This is a genomic window from Chitinophaga deserti, assembly GCF_003149455.1.
Taxonomy (GTDB): Bacteria; Bacteroidota; Bacteroidia; order Chitinophagales; family Chitinophagaceae; genus Chitinophaga; species Chitinophaga deserti.
In genome coordinates this window covers 22024-45492 of record NZ_QFFK01000007.1, presented here as the reverse complement: position 1 = coordinate 45492, position 23469 = coordinate 22024, and the positions used below count along the sequence as shown (strand labels likewise).

21 protein-coding genes are annotated in these 23469 nt (G+C 52.4%); 3 read left to right on the top strand and 18 right to left on the bottom strand.

What is annotated here, in order from left to right; genetic code table 11:
* Positions 1–23: 23 nt before the first annotated feature.
* The 18 genes from nuoK to DEV76_RS16655 all read right to left on the bottom strand — a co-directional run bounded on the left by nuoK (position 24) and on the right by DEV76_RS16655 (position 17647).
* Positions 24–329, bottom strand: a complete 306-nt coding sequence (nuoK, locus tag DEV76_RS16740) for an NADH-quinone oxidoreductase subunit NuoK (protein ID WP_109699077.1) — start codon at positions 327–329, stop codon at positions 24–26.
* Positions 326–853, bottom strand: a complete 528-nt coding sequence (gene nuoJ, locus DEV76_RS16735; RefSeq protein ID WP_109699076.1) for an NADH-quinone oxidoreductase subunit J — start codon at positions 851–853, stop codon at positions 326–328. The genes nuoK and nuoJ overlap by 4 nt, the downstream gene beginning before the upstream one ends.
* Positions 854–866: 13 nt before the next feature.
* On the bottom strand, positions 867–1382 hold the full coding sequence (nuoI, locus tag DEV76_RS16730) for an NADH-quinone oxidoreductase subunit NuoI (RefSeq protein ID WP_109699075.1): 516 nt from the start codon (positions 1380–1382) through the stop codon (positions 867–869).
* A gap of 6 nt (positions 1383–1388) precedes the next feature.
* Positions 1389–2342 carry an NADH-quinone oxidoreductase subunit NuoH gene (nuoH, locus tag DEV76_RS16725; protein ID WP_109699074.1) on the bottom strand — a complete coding sequence of 318 codons (954 nt, stop codon included), beginning with the start codon at positions 2340–2342 and terminating at the stop codon, positions 1389–1391.
* A 28-nt stretch (positions 2343–2370) separates the two neighbouring features.
* Positions 2371–5070, bottom strand: a complete 2700-nt coding sequence (gene nuoG, locus DEV76_RS16720) for an NADH-quinone oxidoreductase subunit NuoG (protein WP_109699073.1) — start codon at positions 5068–5070, stop codon at positions 2371–2373.
* Positions 5067–6383 (bottom strand): NADH-quinone oxidoreductase subunit NuoF, encoded by a 1317-nt coding sequence (gene nuoF / locus DEV76_RS16715; RefSeq protein WP_109699072.1) that lies wholly within the window; start codon positions 6381–6383, stop codon positions 5067–5069. The genes nuoG and nuoF overlap by 4 nt, the downstream gene beginning before the upstream one ends.
* Before the next feature lies 1 nt (position 6384).
* A complete protein-coding gene (nuoE, locus tag DEV76_RS16710) occupies positions 6385–6849 on the bottom strand; it encodes an NADH-quinone oxidoreductase subunit NuoE (protein WP_109699071.1) in 465 nt (154 codons plus the stop codon).
* 11 nt (positions 6850–6860) lie between these two features.
* Positions 6861–8600 (bottom strand): NADH-quinone oxidoreductase subunit C/D, encoded by a 1740-nt coding sequence (gene nuoC / locus DEV76_RS16705; protein ID WP_109699070.1) that lies wholly within the window; start codon positions 8598–8600, stop codon positions 6861–6863.
* 107 nt (positions 8601–8707) lie between these two features.
* A complete protein-coding gene (locus tag DEV76_RS16700; protein WP_109699069.1) occupies positions 8708–9499 on the bottom strand; it encodes an MBL fold metallo-hydrolase in 792 nt (263 codons plus the stop codon).
* Positions 9500–9536: 37 nt separating this feature from the next.
* The gene (locus DEV76_RS16695) at positions 9537–10175 is read right to left on the bottom strand and encodes an NADH-quinone oxidoreductase subunit B (RefSeq protein WP_109699068.1); all 639 of its coding nucleotides are present in this window, start codon (positions 10173–10175) and stop codon (positions 9537–9539) included.
* Positions 10156–10599 carry an NADH-quinone oxidoreductase subunit A gene (locus DEV76_RS16690; RefSeq protein ID WP_109699067.1) on the bottom strand — a complete coding sequence of 148 codons (444 nt, stop codon included), beginning with the start codon at positions 10597–10599 and terminating at the stop codon, positions 10156–10158. The genes DEV76_RS16695 and DEV76_RS16690 overlap by 20 nt, the downstream gene beginning before the upstream one ends.
* A gap of 177 nt (positions 10600–10776) precedes the next feature.
* Complete coding sequence (locus DEV76_RS16685; protein WP_109699066.1) at positions 10777–11217, bottom strand: CBS domain-containing protein; 441 nt, start codon at positions 11215–11217, stop codon at positions 10777–10779.
* 724 nt (positions 11218–11941) lie between these two features.
* A complete protein-coding gene (locus tag DEV76_RS16680) occupies positions 11942–13636 on the bottom strand; it encodes a GMC oxidoreductase (RefSeq protein WP_109699065.1) in 1695 nt (564 codons plus the stop codon).
* Positions 13637–13711: 75 nt separating this feature from the next.
* Positions 13712–15406 (bottom strand): GMC oxidoreductase, encoded by a 1695-nt coding sequence (locus DEV76_RS16675; protein WP_198652106.1) that lies wholly within the window; start codon positions 15404–15406, stop codon positions 13712–13714.
* 32 nt (positions 15407–15438) lie between these two features.
* Positions 15439–16011: a gluconate 2-dehydrogenase subunit 3 family protein gene (locus DEV76_RS16670; RefSeq protein WP_109699063.1), complete on the bottom strand. Its 573-nt coding sequence runs from the start codon at positions 16009–16011 to the stop codon at positions 15439–15441.
* Between the two features lie 150 nt (positions 16012–16161).
* Entirely contained in the window at positions 16162–16482 is a 321-nt protein-coding gene (locus DEV76_RS16665) for a hypothetical protein (RefSeq protein WP_109699062.1), read from the bottom strand.
* Positions 16483–16537: 55 nt separating this feature from the next.
* Positions 16538–16738, bottom strand: a complete 201-nt coding sequence (locus DEV76_RS16660; protein WP_109699061.1) for a hypothetical protein — start codon at positions 16736–16738, stop codon at positions 16538–16540.
* A 96-nt stretch (positions 16739–16834) separates the two neighbouring features.
* The gene (locus DEV76_RS16655) at positions 16835–17647 is read right to left on the bottom strand and encodes a L,D-transpeptidase family protein (RefSeq protein WP_109699060.1); all 813 of its coding nucleotides are present in this window, start codon (positions 17645–17647) and stop codon (positions 16835–16837) included.
* 358 nt (positions 17648–18005) lie between these two features.
* Here DEV76_RS16655 and DEV76_RS16645 point away from each other — a divergent pair, with 358 nt between their 5' ends.
* The 3 genes from DEV76_RS16645 to DEV76_RS16635 all read left to right on the top strand — a co-directional run bounded on the left by DEV76_RS16645 (position 18006) and on the right by DEV76_RS16635 (position 23462).
* Positions 18006–18560 carry an RNA polymerase sigma-70 factor gene (locus tag DEV76_RS16645; RefSeq protein ID WP_109699058.1) on the top strand — a complete coding sequence of 185 codons (555 nt, stop codon included), beginning with the start codon at positions 18006–18008 and terminating at the stop codon, positions 18558–18560.
* A 94-nt stretch (positions 18561–18654) separates the two neighbouring features.
* On the top strand, positions 18655–19857 hold the full coding sequence (locus DEV76_RS16640) for a FecR family protein (protein ID WP_109699057.1): 1203 nt from the start codon (positions 18655–18657) through the stop codon (positions 19855–19857).
* Between the two features lie 263 nt (positions 19858–20120).
* Positions 20121–23462, top strand: a complete 3342-nt coding sequence (locus DEV76_RS16635; RefSeq protein ID WP_198652104.1) for a SusC/RagA family TonB-linked outer membrane protein — start codon at positions 20121–20123, stop codon at positions 23460–23462.
* The last annotated feature ends 7 nt before the right edge of the window (positions 23463–23469 follow it).

Below are 23469 nucleotides of genomic sequence, written 5' to 3'. Positions count from 1 at the left end.
TATTTTGTTTGTCAGCTGCGGCTTCAGCCCCGCATGCGGCTTGCCTCGTCGCTGTCCAGTGTTTTAAGCTGGTGATACAGCTGGAGGATGAGCGCCAGGCCTACCGATACTTCGGCAGCAGCCATGGCGAGGATAAACATGAACATCACCTGCCCTTCCGGCTGCCCCCACTTGCTGGCCGCCACAATAAAAGCGAGGCCTGCCGCATTCAGCATAATCTCCACAGACACCAGCATGAAGATGATGTTGCGCCGGATGAGCATACTGATCAGTCCGAGGATGAACAGGATGCCTGCAAGGATCAGTCCTGCCGTAGTAGGATTTATCATGATTCTGATGTTTCAAGAAAACGGTGAACGATCTTTTTCTTTTGCCTGCCCAGATGGTAAGCCCCTACAATCCCGGCCATCAGCAGCATGCCCGCCAGCTCAACAGCGAGGATGTAAGGGCCAAAAAGACTCAAACCCACTTCCTTCGGTTCCACCACCCTTACTTCCCCTGCTGGTCCTGCGGGCTGCAGTATGAGGAACACCAGTTCCCCCAGCAATACGATACACAAAATGGAAGGGCCTATCCAGACGCCGGGCGTCATCCAGCTGCGCTCATCTCCCGCCGTCTGACTACCCAGACTGAGCATCATCACAAAAAAGATGATCAGTACCATAATGGCTCCGGCGTAGATAATAACTTCCAATGCCGCCATAAATGGTGCACCATAGAGGTAAAACACCACAGCCACGCTTAGCAGCGACACGATGAAGTACAGCAACGCATGCATGATATTATACCGGGTAATTACCATGATGGTAGACAGTATGGCCACAGCGGCCGCGATATAGAATGCAGTTCCCATAACGGGTAATTTTTTAAGGTAACAGGCTCTTTATATTAACCGGCGGCTCTTCATGTTGTGCTTCTCCTTTATCTTTTCCTTCTATGGCCATACCCGCAACGCGGTAGTAGTTATAGCCCGGATATTTACCCTGGCTGTTGATGAGCAGGTCTTCCTTCTCATACACCAGGTTCTGCCGGTCGTATTCCGCCATTTCAAAATCAGGCAGCAGTTGAATAGCGTAGGTAGGACAAGCCTCTTCGCAGAATCCGCAGAAGATGCACCGGGAGAAGTTGATTCGGAAAAAGCTGGGATACCGCCTGCCGTCCGGAGCTTCCGTGGCCTGCAGAGAGATACAGTCTACCGGGCATGCTGCCGCGCAGAGGTAGCATCCTACGCAGCGCTCACCTCCATCCGGGTCCCGCGTGAGGGCAATGCGGCCTCTCCACCGTGCCGGCAGGGGGGCTTTCTCTTCGGGGTACTGGTACGTTTCCCGTTTGTGAAACGTGTGCAGGAACACCAGCCACATGCTGCGGAGTAAACTGAACATAAGTTGTCATTTATCAATGAGTAATTTGATAGCCGCTGTGCCCAGTAAATTGAGTAGCGACAGCGGGAACAGTACCTTCCATCCGTATTCCATCAGCTGGTCGTACCGCGGCCGGGGCATAGAAGCCCGCAGCAGGATGAACACCGAGATGAATACGAACGTTTTCAATATAAACCAGATCACACCGGGCAGGAAAGCGGGGCCGAGCCATCCGCCGAAATATAAAGTCACAATCATGGAAGAAATAAGGGTGATGCCGAGATATTCCCCGATGAAGAACATCCCGAATTTCATCCCTGAATATTCTGAGTGGAAGCCCGCTACCAGTTCGCTCTCCGCTTCCGGGATATCGAAAGGCAACCGGTGCGTTTCCGCTATACCTGCTATAAAGAAAATAAGGAAACCCAGCAGCTGCGGGAAGATGTACCACATGCCACGTTGCGCTTCCACTATCTTACCGAGGTTAAACGTACCGCTTAATACCACAGTGCCCATGAGTGCCAGTCCCATAAATACTTCATAACTGATCATCTGCGAGGCTCCGCGCATGGCGCCCAGCAGGGCATACTTATTATTCGAAGCCCATCCGCCCAGCACAATACTATATACTCCTAACGATGACATGGCGAGGAAAAACAGTATCCCGATATTCATATCCGCCACTACAATGTTGGGTCCGAAAGGCACTACGGCAAAAGCCATCAGCACGCTCGCCACTACCACTGCCGGGGCAAATACGAATACCACTTTATCCGCAAAGGGCGGTATCCAGTCTTCTTTAAAGAACAGCTTCAGCGTATCCGCCAGTACGATCAGTATCCCGAAAGGCCCTGCGCGGTTGGGACCGTAACGGTCCTGCCAGAGGGCCAGCATCCGCCTTTCGAGCCAGATGAGCCCCGCCGCGGTGTTGAGCAAAGTGAACAACACACCTCCTATCACCCACCAGTAATGTGCTTCCATATCACGGGTTTTAAATTTCTATAAATCGCTACGCCTGTAACTTCACACATACCGGCAGATCCACAACAGGCGAGTGTGGCATTCCGGCGCTAACGGCTCCCAGCCCCCTGGGCATCCAGTGGTTGGGAGTGGCTACCAGCCGGCAGGCATGATGATCGAGATCGATAGTCACCCAGTTGCCGGGTGCAATATTCCACTGCGCAAGATCTTCAGGGTTCAGATAGAGGCAGCAGAATTCTCCTGCCTGCTGTGCGATGCCCGGCGTGTACATGCTCAACTCTTCCGAGCCGTAGATGTGATACAGCGGCATAATATGAACATGGCCCGGGATAGGCACGAATGTATCGGGTGCTTCGTGGAAATAATGAGGCCCGCCATTCAAATGCGGCTCCAGTAAACGGATGCCGGGGTCGCCACCATGCAGGTGCCCTCCTATCTCCTGCTGATATTTATTTACAGACTGCACCGAGTTCCAGCCCGGCGACCAGAAGAAAGGAATCAGCGGGGAAGGCGGCTCTCCGCGGTAGCCTTCCATGGTGAAAGACAATGGAGTATCCACATCTTCCGCAGGCTTGGGCTCACTCACGTTTTCGTTGGCAAGGATAGCGGTGCGGCCGCTGTAGCGGTGTGGCTCGCGGGGAATGCGTTGTCCGTTGATCCGGAAACCCGCATGGGGCGCCAGCTGTTGTAAAGGCTCCAGGGAAGGCATTCCATTAGTAAGGGCCAGATCAATATCATCGAGGTTGCGCAGGCCCTGAAGGGCGGTTATCCCTGCCTTCTCCGCAATCTGCAGGCACCAGCGCCAGCTTTCCTGCATATCTCCTTTGGGTACGAATACCTGGTAAAAGCGCTGTGCACGGCCTTCGTTATTCACCACCGTACCATCGGCCTCAGCAAAGGTTCCGGCAGGTAGTAATACCGTCGCCTTTTCGGCAGTGCGGTTGTAGAGATGATCGATGAGGATGACATCCTGTGCGTGCAAAAAGATTTCATCGATAATATGCGGGTCTGCCCGGCGGTAGAGGTCATTCTCAAGGACGATCACGGTATCGGCATCACCCTGGCGTAATACATCCAGCGCGGTATCGAGCCTGTGGCCGCCGAGGATTTCGAGGCCCATACTGTTTACTTCCGGCAGGGTAAGGCTCAGCATCGGGTTGCGGCCTTTCTGCTGCAAGGCCCACGCAATATTGGCGGCAGCTTTCATCATATGATCACAGCCGCTGCCATAGCCGCTAATGATCAGGGGATGCTCTGCTGTCATCAATGCCGCGGCTATCTTTTCCGCAAGCGCGGCATCTTCCTGTGAGAGGCCCGTAACGGGTACGATATCGGCGCCCAGCATTTGTGCAATGGCAAAGCCCAGCCGGGCCAGTTGCTCCGGTGCCCCACGGTGTATGTCTTCCGCCAGTTCATCCAGCTTGGTAGGTACAGTATGAAAAATGTAAACGGGACCGTGTTTATCCTGCACAGCTTCCCTCACAGCAGCATCCTGCCAGGCCGCTACGTGAATATCTCCCATAGCATCGGACTCCGGCTTGTGCTGTGCTGCCTGCCGCACAGCGAGTGCAAGCATAGGCGCGGTATTGGTGAGGTCTTCTCCTAAAATAAATACCACATCTGCCTTAGCGGCTTCCTGCATGGAAGGCGTGCGTGCGGGACCGTCGCGCAGGATCTTTAACGCCAGCGAAGTGTGATCATGATCTGTATCTGACATACCGAGGTAGAAATTATCTTCTCCCACCAGCAGCTTCAATGCATAGTTGGATTCCAGGCTGGCGCGGGGTGAGCCAATACCTATGGTACGGCCGTTCTTTACCTTCTGCGCCACCTGTTCCAGTATATGATCTTTGTTTGTAGTGCCATTGTAATGCGGGCGGATGGCTGCCTGTAAGATGCGCTGATCACTGTTCACGAACTCGTATCCGAAACGCCCGCGGTCGCAGAGGAAATATCCGTTCACTTCTCCGTTGTAGCGGTTGGTGATCTGCCGCAGCGAGCCGTAACGCTCTCCTGCGCTGGTGTTACAACCCAGCGAGCAGCCCTGGCAAACTGATGGTGCCCAGGTCATATCCCATTTACGGGTATAATGCGAATGGAGGGTTTTATCGGTAAACACACCGGTTGGACATACTTCTGCGAGATTACCGCTGAATTCGCTTTCCAGCGTTCCGTTTTCACAACGCCCGAAATAAACATGATTATGTGCGGCAAATACATTGAGGTCTTTCCCACCGGCGTAATCCTTATAAAACCGTACACAGCGGTAACACTGGATGCAGCGGTTCATTTCATGGCTGATGAAAGGCCCCAGATCCTGGTTTTCGAAAGTGCGTTTACTGAAGCGGTAATTACGGTAAGTGTGGCCCGTCATCACCGTCATATCCTGTAAATGGCAGGAGCCGCCTTCGTCGCACACGGCACAATCGTGCGGGTGGTTCGTCATGAGCCAGCCTATCACCTGATCGCGGAATGTTTTAGCACCGGGGTCTTCGATCGAAAGCCGGAGGTTATCACGTACGGGTTCCATGCATCCCATCACGAGCCGTCCTGTTTTATCGTCCTCATCTTTGAACACCTTAACAGCACACTGGCGGCAGGCGCCTACAGAGCCCAGTGCGGGATGCCAGCAAAAGTAAGGAAGGTTCAATCCAAGCTCCAGGCAGGCTTCCAGCAGGTTCTTACCCGGCTTCACCTCATATGGTTTGTTATCGATGTAGATAGTCATAAGTGATGGGTATAATGGAGGTGAGCGGATGCCGGGGCTGCTGTAACCGGGTCGTGGTACGGACAGCGGTGTTCCCGGATGTGTCTTTCAAAGTCGTCGCGGAAATATTTGAGTGCGCTCTGCAGGGGTTCCATAGCTCCCGGCGCCAGTGCGCAGAAGGTATTACCCGGCCCGAGCCATTCGGTATGCCGCAGGAGGAGATCCAGATCTTCATCCCGCCCCCTGCCCTGCTCAATGGCCCAGAGCAGCTTTTCCGTCCACGGCAGGCCTTCGCGGCAGGGAGTACAAAACCCGCAGGATTCCTGTGCGAAGAAGTGTTCGAGGTTATGTACGAAACCAACAGGACAGGTCTGATCATCGAGGATCACCATGGTACCGGTTCCCAAACGGCTACCGGCTGCGGCAACACCTGCAAAGTCCATTTGAATGTCCATGTGCTTATCGATGAGGAAATCGGTAGATGCACCACCGGGCAGTGCCCCTCTGAAGCCATATCCCTTCTGCATACCGCCGGCATGCACTTCTATAAGTTCCCGCATGGTAACGCCCATGGGCAGCTCCCAGGCACCGGGCTTATTTACCCGGCCGGATACTCCATAAATTTTAGTGCCTCCGTCGGCAGTACGGCTCAGTGATTTGAACCAGTCGGCTCCTTTGTTGACGATATGCGGAATGTAACTGAGGGTTTCTACATTGTTGACGATAGTGGGCTTACCGAATAGTCCGGACACCTGCGGGAATGGAGGCTTCGCGCGCGGTGTGGCTCTTTTGCCTTCGAGGGAATTGAGCAGGGCGGTTTCTTCCCCGCACATATACCGGCCCACACCGGTGTGCAGGTGCATTTCCAGTGAGTAGCCGGTACCGAGGATGTCTTTCCCGAGATACCCCGCATCATACGCTTCCTGAATGGCTTTGCGGATCACTACTGCGGCTTCTTTATATGCCCAGCGGAGGAAAACGAATGCTTCCGTTGCCTGGATGGCGTATGCGGCAACGATCATCCCTTCCAGTAACTGGTGCGGGTTGCCTTCGAGGAGCAGCCGGTCTTTAAAGGTTCCAGGCTCCATTTCGTCAGCATTGGCCACGAGGTATTTGGGGCCGGGTACGTTCATGGGTACGAAGCTCCATTTCATACCGGTACTGAAGCCTGCACCACCACGACCTTTCATATTGGATTCCTTCACAAGGGCCGTAACATCGGCAGGCTGCATATGGCGCAACGCTTTGCGCACGGCCTGGTAACCGCCAATGGCTTCGTACTGGCGGATCTCCAGCGGCGGAAAAGTAATATGTTGTGTGAGCGGACGTTCCATATCAGGTATATTTTTCGAGTATCCCCGCCAGTGCGGAGGGTTGCAGATCGCGGTACAGATCACTGTCTACCATAAGCGCCGGCGCATGATCGCAGGTACCAAGGCAGGGGTTCGGCAGCAGGGTAAATCGCCCGTCGGCCGTAGTTTGTCCGTATTGTATATTCAGCAGGCTCACCAGCTCGGCATGTATGCTTTTAAGCCCCATTACATAACAGCTGATACTGTCGCACAGGAGAATAATATGGCGGCCTACAGGCTGGCGGAAGATGAGGTTGTAGAAAGTAGCCACACTATCCACCTCTTCGGGGCTCATATCGAGGATATCGGCCACATCCCGGATACTTTCATCAGACACCCAGCGGCGCTGCTCCTGCACGATCTTTAAGGCTTCTATACACGCAGCTCTTTTAAGCGGCACCTGCCGGATCTCTTCTTCGATTCTTTCTTTTTCAGTCATCGATAGCATAACTGTCAGTTTTATCGGTCAATATCAGCCAGCACATAATCCATGGCACCGAGGATGGAAAGAAGGTCGGCCACTGTATACCCGCGGCTGATGTACGGGATCATCTGCATATGTGGGAACGAAGGCGTACGCACGCGCACCCGGTATGGCGATGTATTGCCATCGCTGGTGAGGTAATAGCTGTTCCAGCCCTTGGTCGCTTCCGTTACCACCATGGCTTCCCCTCCGGGTATCACAGGCCCCCAGCTTACGTGGAGGAAGTGATGGATAAGGGTTTCAATATCCTGCATGGTGTATTGCTTCACCGGCGGAGTAGCCAGCGGATGATCGGATTTGTAGGGCCCTTCGGGCATGTTGTTTAAGCACTGCTCGATGATGCGGAGGCTTTGCCACATTTCCTGCACACGCACCGCCGCCCTGTCGTAACAATCACCGTTCTGCCCTGTGGGAATATCGAACTCATACTTTTCATATCCGCTGTAAGGGCGCTTCTTGCGCATATCCCAGTCCATACCGCAGGCGCGCAGTCCCGGCCCGGTTACACCCCAGTCGATGGCTTCATCCAGGGTGAATACGCCGATGCCTACAGTGCGTGCTTTAAAGATGGCGTTGCGCATTACCATCTTATCGTATTCCTTCAGCTTCTTCGGGAAGTAGTTTACAAACTCACGCACGAGTTTATCCCAGCCTTGCGGCAGATCCTGGGCTACGCCGCCGATGCGGAACCAGTTGGGGTGCATACGGCCGCCGCATACTGCTTCAATGATATTGAAGATCTTTTCGCGGTCGGTGAACATGTAAAATACGGGGGAAAGCTGGCCCACGTCCTGTGCGAAGGTGCCGTACCAAACGAGGTGACTGGCGATGCGGAACAGTTCACAGAGCATCACGCGGATTACTTCCGCACGTTGCGGAATGTGTATACCAGCCAGTTTTTCTACGGAAAGTAGGTAAGCGAGGTTGTTATTGACGCCGCCGAGGTAATCGATGCGGTCTGTATAGGGTATATAGGTGTGCCAGCTTTGCCTTTCCCCCATTTTCTCTGCGCCTCTGTGGTGGAATCCAATATCAGGTACTGCGTCTACGATATCTTCACCATCGAGCTGGAGGATGATGCGTAGCACACCATGGGTGCCGGGGTGCTGTGGGCCGATGTTGAGGAACATGAAGTCAGAATCATCGCTCTGCCGCTTCATGCCCCATTCTTCCGGGTCGAACCGCAGGGCCTCCTGCTCCCTGTCTTCTTTTTCCGGAAACAATCGGAACGGGCCCATTTCGGTGGCGCGTGCGGGATGCTCCTTACGGAGCGGGTGCCCCTCCCAGGTGGTAGGCATTAGGATGCGCCGGAGTAAAGGATGCCCGTCGAACCGGATGCCGAACATGTCGAACACTTCCCTTTCGTACCAGTTGGCATTTGGCCATAAATGGGTGATGGTGGGGGTGGACGGGAATTCGCCGCGGAGGGCTACTTTTAACCGGATGAATGCGTTGCGCCCGAAGGAAAAGAGATGATAAACAAGGGTGAATTCGCAGGTGCCGTTGTACTTACTTTTACAGGCACGCTCATCAATGGCCGTGAGGTCATAGAGCATGCGGTAAGGTTGTTCCGCTTCACTGCGGAGGTACTCCAGTACAGGTACGATCTTCCCTTGTGGCGTCCAGATGGTGGGCGTCTCATCCCGGGTGAGCTGCTCGTGGAACAGCTGCTCGCCGAATCGGGAGCAGAGGGCAGAAAAGATGCTTTCAGGCATGATGACAATTTTGTGTATCGCTGCGCCTGGCTGCTGGCCTTTTCCAGTCTGTTATACCCTTGCTTGAAATGAGCTGTTGGTCGCTATATCGGGTTTTGTATCAGTTGTCAGATTTTTGTTTGCGGCTCCCTCACCTTTTCCTTTCCTTCGCCCGTTACTGCCGTGGCTTTAGGATGGGCGTGCCCGCCGGAGTGATGATGATGGCCGATGAATTTACGGCTGAACTTTTCTCCTGCGCCTCTCATAATACTCTTACCATGTCCGAAACAGGCTACATCGAAATCGAAAGTGGCCAGTTTTTCCAGGCTGCGTTCTCCTGTGGGGAAATCTTCATAGAAAGTGGAGTAACCCAGCCCAAAAAGATTATCACAGGTATCTGCCGCAAACAGTACATTTTTGGCGCCCGGAAAGAAAAAGGCCAGTTGCCCTTCGCTGTGCCCCGGCACATGTACCGCCTGTATGCCACCGCCAACCGGCAGCCAGTCGCCATCTTCCACCAGGTGGTCGATCCGGCAGGGAGTAATGGAACCTGGCGCATTACGGATGAACATCCTGTAAATAAGCCGGTTTACCATGCCGGTAAAGTACGGTTGCTCCGGTTTCGGAACAAACCCGGCTTCCACCCACTTCTTTTCTGCCGCATGCATATACACTTTGGCACCCGTAATGGCCTTCAGATCGGCAGCACTCCCCGAATGGTCGGGGTGGCTGTGCGTGAGCAGGATGTTCTTCAGATCATCCGGCCCCCGGCCGATAGATTGCAGCAGTTCCAGTATGAGACCGGTGCTATCGGGCTCTCCCGTGTCTATGAGCGTTAGCTTTTCATCGTCGATCAGAAACGCGTTCGACTTACCAAGGTTCAGTTCATAGACATTCCCGGTTATCCTTCGGATACTCATGCATGTTTGATTTTACAGGTTGCGGAGATGATCTCTTTCAGATCTCGTCCGGCGTCTTGAATTCGGTCATATTCTGGCGCTTCTCGCGGAAGCGGTCTTTCATGGATTCTTTTTCCGGCCTTATCACGCCCTGATCGCCGATCGTCCAGCTGAGGGGGCGTAACTCCTTCCCTACTGATTCCTGCAGGAGCAGGAGGCCGTGCATAAATGCGTCGGGCCGGGGTGGACAGCCGGGAACGTATACGTCTACCGGCAAAAACTTATCTACACCCTGCACCACACTGTAAATATCATACATCCCGCCTGAATTTGCACAGCTGCCCATAGAAATAACCCAGCGGGGCTCCATCATTTGTTCGTAGAGGCGTTGAATGATGGGGGCCATTTTGATGAAAACGGTACCGGCAATGATCATTACGTCTGCTTCGCGGGGCGTTCCGCGGATCACTTCCGCACCGAAACGGGCAAGATCGTACTTCGGCGTCATACCTGTAGCCATTTCCACGAAGCAGCAGGAAAGCCCGAAGTGAAAGGGCCACATACTGTTTTTGCGGCCCCATGCTACGAGGCGCTCTACCGATGTGAGCATAACGCTCTGGCCTACGGATTCTTCAACGGAGTAATTGCCGTTGCGTCCCGGAGCGGCATCTTTCGGCTCAGTTAACCACCACTTCATGAGATGTAGTTTTAGGTGAAGGAGACGATTGCTTTAACTTCCGGAACGCTTTGAGGATCTTTTTACCATCCGGACCGAAATCGAGCGCACCGTTCCGCCATTCGTAGATCAGCACGACCAACAGGATGGCGATAAAAACCGACACGCCGATGAAACCTGCCCAGCCGAGTTCTCCAAAAGCGATAGCCCAGGAGATCACGAAAACGGTCTCGATGTCGAAGATCACAAACAACATGGCAACAAGGTAAAATTGGGACGGGAAGCGGATACGCGCGGAGCCGGTGGATAAGATACCGGACTCATAAGCTTCGCCTGTTGCGCGTTCATTATGGCGCTCGCCCAGGAGGTAGGACAGACCCAGGATCGCCAGTACCAGCACGAGTACAATGGCGCCAAAAACGAGGAATGGCCAGGTCGGGTTCATAAACAGTTGTTTTATGGTTTCATCTGCGGGTTATCCGGATGTCAGTGGAATGGCGTCCTTGCGGTTGTTGTATTGTATCCAATCAACGTACAACTCCATGCATCCGGCAGATGCAGGCCATAAAACAATAAACAACGCCGGGGATGTGGCTGTCTGATAACTGTTGTAACTATTCCGTTAATGATGTGTGCCAGTAATATAGCACTCGAGGTTTTCAATGATGTGCTTCTGTTCGTCCATGATATACTTCACTACATCCCCGATGGAGACAATGCCGATCAGCCTTCCGCCGGCATCCACCACCGGCAAATGCCGGATTCTTTTATCAGTCATCTTGCACATGCAGGCTTCGATCGTTTCGTCTTCATTGACGGTGATCGGGTGTTCTGTCATGATCTCTCGGATCGTGGTCTCTTTAGAGGCACGGCCCTTTAATATTACCCGGCGCGCATAATCGCGCTCGGAAAATATGCCCATAAAATGATCTTTATCTACAACGGTGAGGGCGCCTACATTCCGGTCCACCAATACTTTCAGGGCTTCATAAACGGTGCTGTCCGGATGTACGGAATAAACTGCGTGACCTTTGCCCACCAAGATATCTCTGACTCTCCCCATGGCAAGCTGATTTAAAAATTAAACAATAACGTGTGTGAAAAACCTACTTTAAGTTAACTTATTTAATCCGTAAAATCAAAAAGAAAGCAGTAAAAAAGATACGCACATGTTTGCAAATAACCCTTTTTACACTACCCGCTAACCCTTTACACGTGAGGATTTTTAACATGATGTTATCCCCCACTGCTGTAGTGTTTCCGTTACTGCATATTGTCTGTATCGCTGAGCGGCAAGAAATACACTGAATAATGCAGTTTTCGAAAATTTCTAACCCCGATATACTTCAGCTTAGAGATTATCCATGACTCCATGCAATTAGTGTTAGTCGGTTTGCAAACTCCGATATTACGGTATTAAAAATCCTTCAATAGCCCCGAGGTTTGACCTGCAGTGGATTTCGTACATTCAGGCTTAACAACTATCATTCCTCCGCCATCTATTATCTTTTGCCGCTGACAAATCATCTTCCCTTTATTTGCCTTTTTTCCTACCCTCTGCCTCCGCATAAAATCAGCATAAAATACGCATCAGCTCCACATCAAGTCCACCTTCTCTCCAAACATCTCTCCAGTTTCACCCATACTTCCTACAGAGATACTACCTTGTAATTACATAGATACCTGCTTCTAATCTGCTTGTAATACCATAAAGACTCCCTTTCTTCCATCAAAAAAGAAAGGCCGGCGTATTATGCCAGCCTTTCCTGTATGCGAAAAACATTCACTTAAATATTATTCTTCTTCAGCTCCGACACAGCATGATCTACCGCGCGGGCAGTTAGCGCCATGTAAGTGATAGAGGGGTTCTGGCAGGCAGAAGATGACATGCAGGCGCCATCAGTGATGAACACGTTCTGCGCGGCATGTACCTGGTTGAAACCATTGAGTACGGAAGTCTTGGGATCGCGGCCCATACGCGCGGTACCCATTTCATGGATACAGTGGCCGGGAGGTGGCATATCATCGCCACCACCAACGTTTTTCAGTCCTGCTGCTTCCAGCATTTCCTTCGCGCTTTCCAGCATGTCTTTCCGCATAGCCAGTTCGTTATCCCGGAAATTACAATCGATATCCAGCGTGGGGAGCCCCCATTTATCGGTTTTGGTTTTATTGAGGCGTACGGTGTTGTCCTGGTAAGGCAGATGTTCTCCCCAGGCCCCAATCCACATGCCCCACTGGCCGGCTTCGGTATTGGCTTCCTTGAGCTGCACACCAATGCCTTCAAAAGAAGTAGTGCGGCCGCGGGAAGCGCCGCCCTGGTAGCCGAAGCCACGCAGGTAATCCTTCCGGTTGGTATTGCCCCCGATATTACGGAAGCGCGGAATGTAAATGCCGTTGGCTCTTCTGCCGTAGGTATACTGATCTTCGAACCCTTCGAATGAACCGCCGGCACCTACGCCAAAGTGATGATCCATGAGGTTGCGGCCTACCTGGTCGCTGTCGTTACCGAAACCATTAGGAAAGCGGTTGCTAACGGAGTTGAGGAGAATAGCGGTGGTACCGAGTGTGGAAGCATTAACGAAAATGATTTTAGCGAAATACTCCGTCACCTCTTTCGTTTCGGCATCCATGATGCGTACACCCTTTGCTTTCTTCGTAGCTTCATCATACAACAGTTCCAGTACGATGGAATGCGGGCGCAGGGTCATATTGCCCGTTTTAGCGGCTGCCGGGAGCGTAACCCCATTACTGCTGAAATACCCCGTAAACGGACAGCCACGCGCGCATTGGTCGCGGTACTGACAGGGACCTCTACCGTTATGCGCTTCCGTAACGTGTGCGCAGCGGCCAATGGTCATGATCCGGTCTTTATACTTTTCCTTTATACGGGCGGCTACGTGCTTCTCGAGGCAGTTCATCTCCATGGCTTTGAGGAACTCGCCATCGGGCAGCTGGGGCAGGTTCTCTGCGGTTCCGCTGATACCAATGTACTTCTCTACATAACTGTACCACGGCTCAATGTCTTTATACCGGATAGGCCAGTCTACCCCGTGCCCGTCTTTCGCATTGGCTCCAAAATCGATATCGCTCCAGCGGTATACCTGGCGCCCCCACATGAGCGAGCGGCCACCCACATGGTTGCCACGCAGCCAGTTGAAAGGCTTGATCTCGTTGTAGGGATTCTCTTTATCGTTCACCCAGAAGTGTTGCGTGGCTTCATCGAAAGCATAGCATCTGCTCTGGATGGGATGATTCTCCTGCATTTCGAGGGTATGCTTGCCGTGATGCGGATAATCCCACGGCGCCCAGTTGGCGGTGGTGTAGTCTTTGATGTGCTCAACGTTCCGGCCTCTTTCCAGCACGAGGGTTTTAAGCCCTTTTTCACACAGCTCTTTGGCTGCCCAGCCACCGCTGATGCCTGAACCTACCACAATGGCGTCGTAGGTATTTTCGGCTGCGGCTTTGATGTTAAGATGCATTGTAGCGTGGGTTTAAAATGGGAAAAGCCGCTACGAACGCGGCTTTTCCTCAATAGTTATGCCTTAGTTCCTTTATCAGATATTTCCTTTCTTCAGCTCTTTCACGGCATGATCTGCCGCGCGGGCGGTAAGTGCCATATAAGTGAGGGAAGGGTTCACGCACGACGCGGAGGTCATGGCGGCACCATCTGTCACAAATACGTTTTTAGCACCATGTACCTGGTTGAATTCGTTGAGGATGGAAGTTTTCGGATCGCGTCCCATACGGGCAGTGCCCATTTCGTGGATCGCCATACCGGGCCATGAACCGTTGTCGTACGTTTTCACGTTTTTAACACCGGCAGCTTCGAGCATCTCTGCTGCGTCGTTGGCCATATCTTTCCGCATCTTCATTTCATTCTCCTTGAACTCGGCGTTGAAGCGCAGTGTTGGCTGGCCCCATTCGTCTTTCACGGATTTATCGAGCGTTACGTAGTTGTCTTCATAAGGGAGACATTCGCCGAAGCCGCCGATGCCCATGCTCCATTTGCCGGGTTCGGTGAGCATTTCCTTGAAGTCTTTACCCACACCCATTTCTGCGATACCACGGCTCCAACCGCTACGGCTGGCGCCACCCTGGTAACCGAAGCCACGGATGTAATCGCGCTTATCGCTGCCGATGTTACGGTAACGGGGGATGTACAGCCCGTTTGGACGGCGGCCGTAGAAGTATTTATCATCGTACCCTTCCACAGTGCCGGATGCGCCGGTGCGGAAGTGGTGATCCATCAGGTATTTGCCCAGTACTCCGCTGTCGTTACCGAACCCGTTGGGGAAACGGCTGCTGATGGAGTTCATCAGTACGAAAGTGGAACCTAGTGTAGAACCATTTACGAAAATGATCTTGGCATAGAACTCAATCATTTCCTTGGAGTTCTTGTCGATCACACGCACGCCGGTGGCTTTGCCTGCTTTATCGTCATAGATAAGACTGTTCACGATCGAATCAGGACGCAGCGTCAGGTTACCGGTGGCTACTGCTGCCGGGAGGGTAGACGATTGTGTGCTGAAATAACCACCGAACGGACAGCCGCGGCTGCAGAGGTTACGGAACTGGCAGTTTGTACGGCCGGGCAGTGGTTGTGTGATATTGGCAACGCGGCCCATGATCATCTTACGGCCTGCGAAAGATGCTTCCACTTTTGCTTTCACGTCTTTCTCCACGCAGTTCATTTCCATGGCAGGCATGAAGATGCTGTCCGGCAGCTGGGGTAAGTTCTCAACTGATCCGGAAATGCCTACGAATTTTTCCACGTAATCATACCAGGGCTGAATGTCTTTATAACGGATAGGCCAGTCAACCGCGATGCCGTCTTTCTTATTGGCTTCGAAGTCGAGATCGCTCCAGCGGTAGCTCTGGCGGCCCCACATGATGGATTTACCGCCTACGATATCGGGGCGGTACCAGTCGAAGCGTTTATCTTCCTGGTAAGGGGATTTACTATCGTTGATCCAGTATTTTTCGTTGTGTTCGGAGTAAGGGTAGTCGCGGCTCAGTTTTTCGTGAGATTGGCGCTGGTCCTGGGTGATGCGTCCGCGGTGTTCGAACTCCCAGGGATTTTTGGTGGCGGTTTCGTATTTACCGTGTTCGAGGTTGTGGCCGCGCTCGAGCATGAGTACTTTCAGGCCTTTTTCGGTGAGCTCTTTGGCAGCCCATCCGCCGCTAACGCCGGAGCCGATCACGATCGCATCAAACGTATGCTGATCCTGCGCTTTTATATTCAGGTTCATGATGTTTCAGTTTTTGTAATGTGGAAAACGGATTAAGCCCAGGCGCGGTCGCCTTTCTTGTAGGGAACACAGCCTTCGTAACGGCCGGGTACGGCTACATAACGCAGGGCTTTGGTGGCGCCCGGTTCAGACGTGAAGTAGCCAAGCAGCGTCAGCTCTTTCATGTACTGGAAGTAATGAACGGGATCTTCTTTCTTCTTGTTTTCCCGTTTGTTGTAATCCACACGCTCCTGATCGATGGCGGTCAGCAGCTCGGTACGTTGTTCAGGAGAGAGATCCAAGAACACTTTACCGTCGAATTTCTTTTTGCTTTCTTCGTTCACCTTGTTCAGGCCTGCTTCAAACACTTTCTGTGCTTTCTCGTCGTAGCAGTCGTTGATCATGGTAACAATGAAGTCCTGCACGCCTGCGGCTTTAGCGCCGGGAGTGGAAGTAGCAGGTATGATCGTTTCTGCGATTTCCGCGAGCAGTTCTTTAGTTTCGGGTGTTTGTAATGAATATGTGGCCGGCCTGGATTTGCAACCCTCCAGTGCCGCTAACGTGGAAGCGGAAAGCGCGGTACCCATGAGTATCGCTACATTCCTGATGGCATCTCTTCTGTTCATAATAGTAAATTGATTTGACCTTAGATGGAAAAATCCAAAAAAAATGCGAGAAACCAAAATATTTCGGGACCTAAAGGGAAAATAGTGTGTATAAATGACACATAGGGGTAAATATTAAGGCAAATAGTGCCATTGCATCGGCATTTCGTCCTATTCTCCTGCCTTTTTCCGCATCCCTTCCCATAGCATGATGGCCCATCCACCCAGCAACCCGGTGTAGAAACTGAGGCTCAGATCCATTGAAATGCGCCAGGCTTCCAGTGAGTATGCTTCATCCTTTATGAGCAATACGAAATAAGAACCTGCGATTACGAGGACGATTAAACCTGCCGTGCGCAAAGCCAGTTTCTTCAGAAAGAGTACATACAGCCCCCAGGCACTGCCCTCCCCTTTTCCGGCACGGAACCATACATTCAACGCTATTGCTGCCACTACGATGACAGGGAACAATAATAACAGGTAGTTTAACATAGCAGGCAAAGATAGCCTTACAAAAAATAAACCCGGCACTAAGGCCGGGAATAACTCATGCTTTATCCGTGGGTAAAGGTTTCTTCTTAACATAAGGGAAGAAAAAGGCGAACAGCAGAGCAGTTAACAGGCTGCGTGCAATCCAGTCGATCCACACAGCGTGGGTGTAGGGCTTTCCGGAAAACCAGAGAAACAGCGGGCTAATGGCCAGCAGTACTATAAAATACCAGAAAGTGCGTTTCATAAACGGTATCATCGGAGATAGCATTTTACACTATTTACGAAAATTCCCTGTAAAAACAAACAGTCCCGGTGTGAGGCCGGGACTGTCTTCAATATTATAAGCACAATATCAATTCGTTGATTGTGTACGGGTAGTGCCGATCTGAGCGATAGCAGGTTGTGTTACAGGAGCGGTATACACGTATTTGCCCTGGCTGTTCACCATCACTACCGGCATTTTGCGGGTTTTCTCGAAATAGTCGTAAGCATTCTTCAGGTTCAGCCAGAACTTCTGCGACTCGTTATCCGTGAGTGAAACACTGCCGAGGTAATCCATGCTGCGGTTGTTACCGAAGCGAACGGGGAATACATGAACGGGGATGAAATCCTGCCCGGCATTTTTAGCATGCACGGCCATTACATATACTTCCTGGATGTACTCGTCGGTGAGCGGGATGCAGCCGATGGTAAGGCAGGAACCGTGGATATAGATATCGCCGCCTGGTTTCTTCTGATCGCTGAGCATGCGGTCAGAATAGTTCGGGTAGTTGATTCCGAGACTCAGGTGAAAACTGCTGTTAGGATTGAAATCGTTGATATAGTAAAACCCTTCGGGCACCTGACGGTCGCCTTCTTTACGCTTGGGCCCCATCTTTCCGGAAAGGGAACATACGCGGTAGGTTTTAACGAGGGTGAAGGTATCGGCCGGGCTGTTGCGCGCCCAGATCTCCAGTTCACTGTCCAGCTTAAAGCTGCGGATATACAGCTGCCTGGCCGGCCAGGATACGCCTTTCTTGGCGAATTCCTTCTTAATGCTTTCTTCTTTCTCCCGGAAAGCCTCACCAACCCGCGGGAACAGTTTCTGGTTCTCGAGAAATGATTGCTGCGCTTGTGTACTAACTGCGCCCAGGAGGGATAAAATACCGATAAATAACCGCTTCATATCTAGTCTGTCTTACCAATTCATGCCAGAAAATAATATGCCAGGTAGAACAATATAAATGCAAAAATAACATATATAATTGAACCTACCGCCTTGTTGGCAAATCTTAACACATAATGCCGGTTGCCGGCGAAAATCAAATAGGCGGTAAGTAACTGCAAGAGTCCCGCCAGAATAAAAAGGTATCCGAATAAATCTCTTAAATCCATAAATATTAACGTCAAATTTAACGATTTAGTGAGTAATTGCACCCCCACAATTGAAATTTTCTTACAACAGCAGCCTCCTTTATGCGAAAATTACTATTTTTAGCCATACACGTTGCAACACAAGGGTTTCCAGCTAAAACAAACAGTGGATGGTGAATTTTCCAGGAGGATATGATGCGTTACCTACGGCGGTTGAACCGCTGTTCCACTTGTATTATCCCCGCCTATGCGAGTTTGCCTTCCGTTATCTGCAGGATGAAGCGCTGGCGGAAGATGTGGTGCAGGATGTGTTCGTAATGATCTGCGAAAAGTCGGGCATCCTCCCCGAAGGCGAGCCGGCACGTAAGAACTACCTCTATGCCGTGGTCCGCAACGCATGCCTCAACCGCCTCCGCCACCTGAAGGTCGTACACCGCCACCAGGATGAGCAACTGCGCGGACAGTCCTTCGCCCCTCCCGAAGTCCTCGAAACCATCATCAGTACCGAAATGGTTGCTGCCATGGAAGCCGCAGTAGCTTCCCTTCCCGAAGGCTGCGCCTCCATTTTGCGAAAGAGCTACGTAGAAGGCCTCTCCAATACCGAGATCGCCGATGCACTTAATATATCCATCCATACCGTTAAAAGCCAGAAACAAAGAGCATTACTGCTCCTCCGGGAGCGCCTGGGACCAGGATTCGTGCTGCTCCTTTACTTTTTACGCTAAATGCAATCGGTTGAATTAAAGAGGATTGCATTTATTTTCAAAAAAAACCGGGTAACCATTCCATTCTTTTTCATCTCCTGCGTGTAGAATAGACATGACCGAGCCAACTATTGATTGGGGAAACGTTCCGTACAGAGCAGCGGAGCTGCTGCACAGATTGCATAACAATACCATCACTGCCGAAGAGCAGGAGGAGCTGCATGCACTGATACCTGCTCCCCTGCGCCAGCGCCTCCTTGCCGAAATACAAAACCTTCCTGCACTGGATGCACGTATGGCCCGGCTCAGCCGTTTCAACAGCCGGCCGGCATGGGAACAGGTGCTTGCCAAACGTAATGCCAAAAGAAAACGGTCTTTACGCCAGCGCTATACCTGGGCTGCCGCCGCAGCGGTTACCGGCATCGCAGTATTCACCTGGTTCTTTTCCGGTCACCGTCAGCCATTCAATGATACCCGCATAGTTGCCGATAACCGCTTCGGCCACGAAAACGATGTACTCCCCGGCACCTCCCGCGCCGAACTCGTACTTTCCAACGGCAAAACCATACTCCTGCAAGGCGAGCATATGTCGCTGGAAGAAGAAGACGGTACCCGCCTCCGCAGCGATAGCGGCGCCATCCATTATGATGCGAATACAGCTTCAGGAGAAACAGCCCTATATAATACCCTCCGCGTACCCGTAGCGGGCACCTACCGCATTGTACTGCCCGACGGCACCGCCGTGTGGCTGAATGCGGCTTCGGAGCTGCAGTTCCCTGTCCGATTCACGGGAAATAAGCGCACCGTAACCCTCCGTGGCGAAGGCTACTTCGAAGTAGCGAAGGATGCGCAAAAGCCATTCAGCGTACAGGTGTATGGCGATACCGTGGAGGTACTCGGCACCACATTCAATATATCCGCATACGATCCATCCCGCACCACTACCAGCCTCATGAACGGTAAAGTGGCCGTAGCTGCCCGCAAAGGGAAGAAAGTACTGGAGCCGGGGCAGGCGGCAGTTTCCACCACGGCCGCACTGAAAATCGAGAAGGCAGACATCGAGAAAGCCACCGCCTGGAAGAACGGATACTTCTATTTCAACAACGAATCCATCACAGAGATTATGGACCAGGTAGCCCGGTGGTACGGGATCACCGTACGCTTTAACGGCGATGTAGCAAAGGGTCAGCACATCGGCGGCAGCATCAGCCGGGAAGCCAGCCTTGGAGAAGTATTGGAACAATTACACCTGATCAGCGGATTACATTTCAGCATCAGCGGCAGTGAACTAACCATCAGCACAGCAACCAAAAAATAATAGTGCCGGACACGCAATCACCAAATCTAAAAGCCATGAAGAAACACGTACAGATTAAAAAGCCAAACTGACACAAACCAACAGGCATGAAAAAGCCGGAAGCGCACCACCGCTCCCGGCCGGAGGCATGACTGCCACGTTAGCATGACACAATGATTTATCAATCCTAACACTGTAAAATTATGCAATTCCTTTCTGCAGGCAAAGTATGCCGGCACGGATCCTTACGCCTGCGCTTTGCGGGGCCGTTAATACTGAGCGTCATGAAAATCACGATCTCGCTACTCTTATTCTTTTCGCTGGGAGCATATGCTTCCGGCAGGGCGCAATCCGTTACACTGACGGTTAAAAACATGCCCCTCCGGGAAGTCTTTTCCCGGATGAAGGCCCAAACGGGTTACCATTTCCTCTACCAGGAGGAAGCGCTGAGCCATGCCGCCCCGGTAACGCTCAACATACGGGAAACACCGCTCACCGCCGTGCTGGAAAGCATCCTGCCCGCGCGTGCCCTGGCATTCCGTATCAGTGGCCGCAACATTACCGTCCTGAAATCTACCGTTATTGAAACTGCTTACCGTAACATCGAAGTACGCGGTACCGTCCGCGATTCCGGCTCTGTGCTGCAGGGCGTAACCGTTACCGTAAAAGGCAGCAAGCCCATAATAGGCACCGCTACCGACGCCAATGGCCGCTTTATCCTCGACGTTCCCAACAACGCCATACTGGAGTTCAACTTCATCGGGTACATCGGGCAGGAAATCCCTGTGGCCGGTAAAAGCAACATCGATGTTATGCTTATGCCCGACACCAAGGGCCTCGGTGAAGTGGTGGTAGTAGGTTTCGGCAAGCAGAAAAAGTCGAGCCTCGTAAGCTCCATTGCCACGGTAAAGGGCGAACAGCTCCGCATGCCTACACGCAGCCTCAGCAACAACCTGGCAGGACAGGTACCCGGTCTCATCGCCGTACAACGCTCCGGCGAACCAGGATACGATAATGCCGAATTCTGGATCAGAGGGGTCAGCTCCTTTGCGGGCGGTACCAGTCCGCTGGTACTGGTAGACGGTGTTCCCAGGAACATGAACGATATCGAGCCCGATGAGATCGAGACATTCACCCTGTTGAAAGACGCTGCCGCTACGGCCATCTACGGTGCCGAAGGCGCCAATGGTGTAATCCTCATTACCTCCAAACGGGGTACCGCGCAGAAAACGCGCATCACTTACCGCGGTGAATACAGCAGGCTGAAACCCACCCGTCTGCCGCGCTTCGCCAATTCTTACGACTATTTATCCCTGTACAACGAAGCCCTCCGTAATGAAGGGAAAGATCCCGCGTTCAGCGACGAGGTTCTGGCCAAATATAAATCCGGCGAAGACCCTGACCTTTACCCCAGCAGCAACTGGTGGGATCTCCTGATGCGCGATCATACCAATAACACCCGCCATACCCTCAACTTCAGGGGCGGCGGCGATCGTATGCGCTTCTTCGTATCCGGCGCGTATTTCTCCGAAAGCGGGCTGTATAAAGTGAACCAGGATTATAACAACAACGCCGGTCTCAAACGCTACAACCTCCGCAGCAACATCGACATCGACGTTACCAAAACCACCCTTATCCGTGTTGATCTCAGCGGGCAGTACCTCCAGACCAACTATCCCGGTTTTGGCGCTACCAACCTCTTCGAGCGCTTCTCGCGCATCCCCCCTCACCTGTTCCCTGCCGTTTATTCAGACGGTACACTGGCCGGGCACCCGACACAGAATGCCAACAAGCTCAATCCCTATAACCAGCTCGTGGAATCAGGCTATCAGAAAGAGTGGCGTTCCGCCATTCAATCGCGCGTGGATATTGAACAGAAGCTGGATATCATTACCCCCGGCCTGAGAATCCGTGGCGCCATCAGTTACGATGCCAACTCGCAGTACCGGATGACGCGCCTGAAATCGCCCTCCACTTTCTTCGCCAAAAGCCGCGATGCCAATGGCAAACTGGTTTTCGACCAGATCAGCAACGGCACTCCCTTTGCAGAACCCATCGAAAGCAATAGCGGCGATAAGAACATCTACATGGAGGCAGCGCTGAACTACGACCGTACTTTCGGCAAACACGTAGTGAGCGCCATGGCATTAACTTACCAGAAAGAAAGGCAGCTCCACTCCGATGCACTGGCTTACCGCAAGCAGGCCTACATCGGTCGTACGGTGTATACTTTCGACAGCCGCTATTCCATCGAGGCCAACTTCGGCATCACCGGCAGTGAGAACTTCTCTGCCGATAACCGCTACGGCTTCTTCCCGGCCATCGGGCTGGCCTGGAACGTGGCAAACGAACCTTTCTTCCCCGAATTCCTCGAAAGGGCCGTAGGCAGCCTTAAATTGCGCGCTTCCATCGGCCGTACGGGCAACGACAATCTCTCTTCCGACCGCTTCGGCTACCGTGCCACCTTCCTGAACGGTACCGGCTACAGCTGGGGTATAGGCACTTCCGGTGCAGTAAACGGACTGGGCAACGGGCTTGTGGAAGGCAAGTTCTCCGCTCCTATGCTGGGCTGGGAAGTGGAAGTGAAAAAGAACTTCGGTATAGATGCATCCCTGTTCAACGGAGCCATCGACTTCCAGGTAGATTACTTTGACAACCGCCGTACCGACATCCTCCTGCAACGCCGTACCATCCCCGGCATTGCCGGCTTCCGCCAGGCCCCCTGGCAGAACTTCGGGATTGTGGAAAACAAAGGACTGGATGGAAGCCTGAACCTCCGCTACAAAGTTGGAGAAGTACTCCTCTCCGCCCGTGGCAACCTTACCATTGCCCGGAATAAAATCATCGAATACGATGAAGTTCCCCAGCTGCACCGCTGGATGGATATTAAAGGAACCCGGCTGAATGCACTGAATAACTTCCTCATCGCAGAACGCCTGTTTACCGACCAGGATTTCAATATCACCATCGGGCCCGATGGTAAAAAGACATACGCCCTGAAAGACGGTATTGCCCCTACCAACTACGTTGCACAGGTAATGCCGGGCGATATCAAATACCGGGATATGAACGGCGATGGTATCATCGATGATCTCGACCGTGTAAAAGACGCCGCCCAGCCCACCGTTCCGGAGATGATTTATGGCTTTGGACTGAGCGCGGAATGGAAAGGTTTTTATGCCAGCGTGTTCTTCCAGGGTGCAGGCCGCGTATCCGTGAACATCAACGACCAGGCAAACGCCTTCATGCCTTTCCACTGGGGTATCGACGAAAGCAATGTGCGCATGGAAGTAGTGGAAAGCCGCTGGACGGAGCAGAACCCCAGCCAGGACGTTTTCTTCCCCCGCCTGCGCGTATCGGAAATGAGCAACACCAACACCGCCAGCACCTGGTGGGTGAGAGACGGTTCGTTCATCCGCCTCAAAAACGTGGAAGCCGGTTACAACTTCAACACCAAACTCATCCAGCGTGCTAAAATGAGAAATGCACGCATTTATATCATGGGCAACAACGTAGCCCTGTGGGATCATGTAGGCGTTTACGATCCCGAACTGGGCAACAGCGCCGGCGGTACCCGCTATCCTATTCCCAGCACCTGGACGGCAGGCATTGAAATCACTTTATAAACGAACG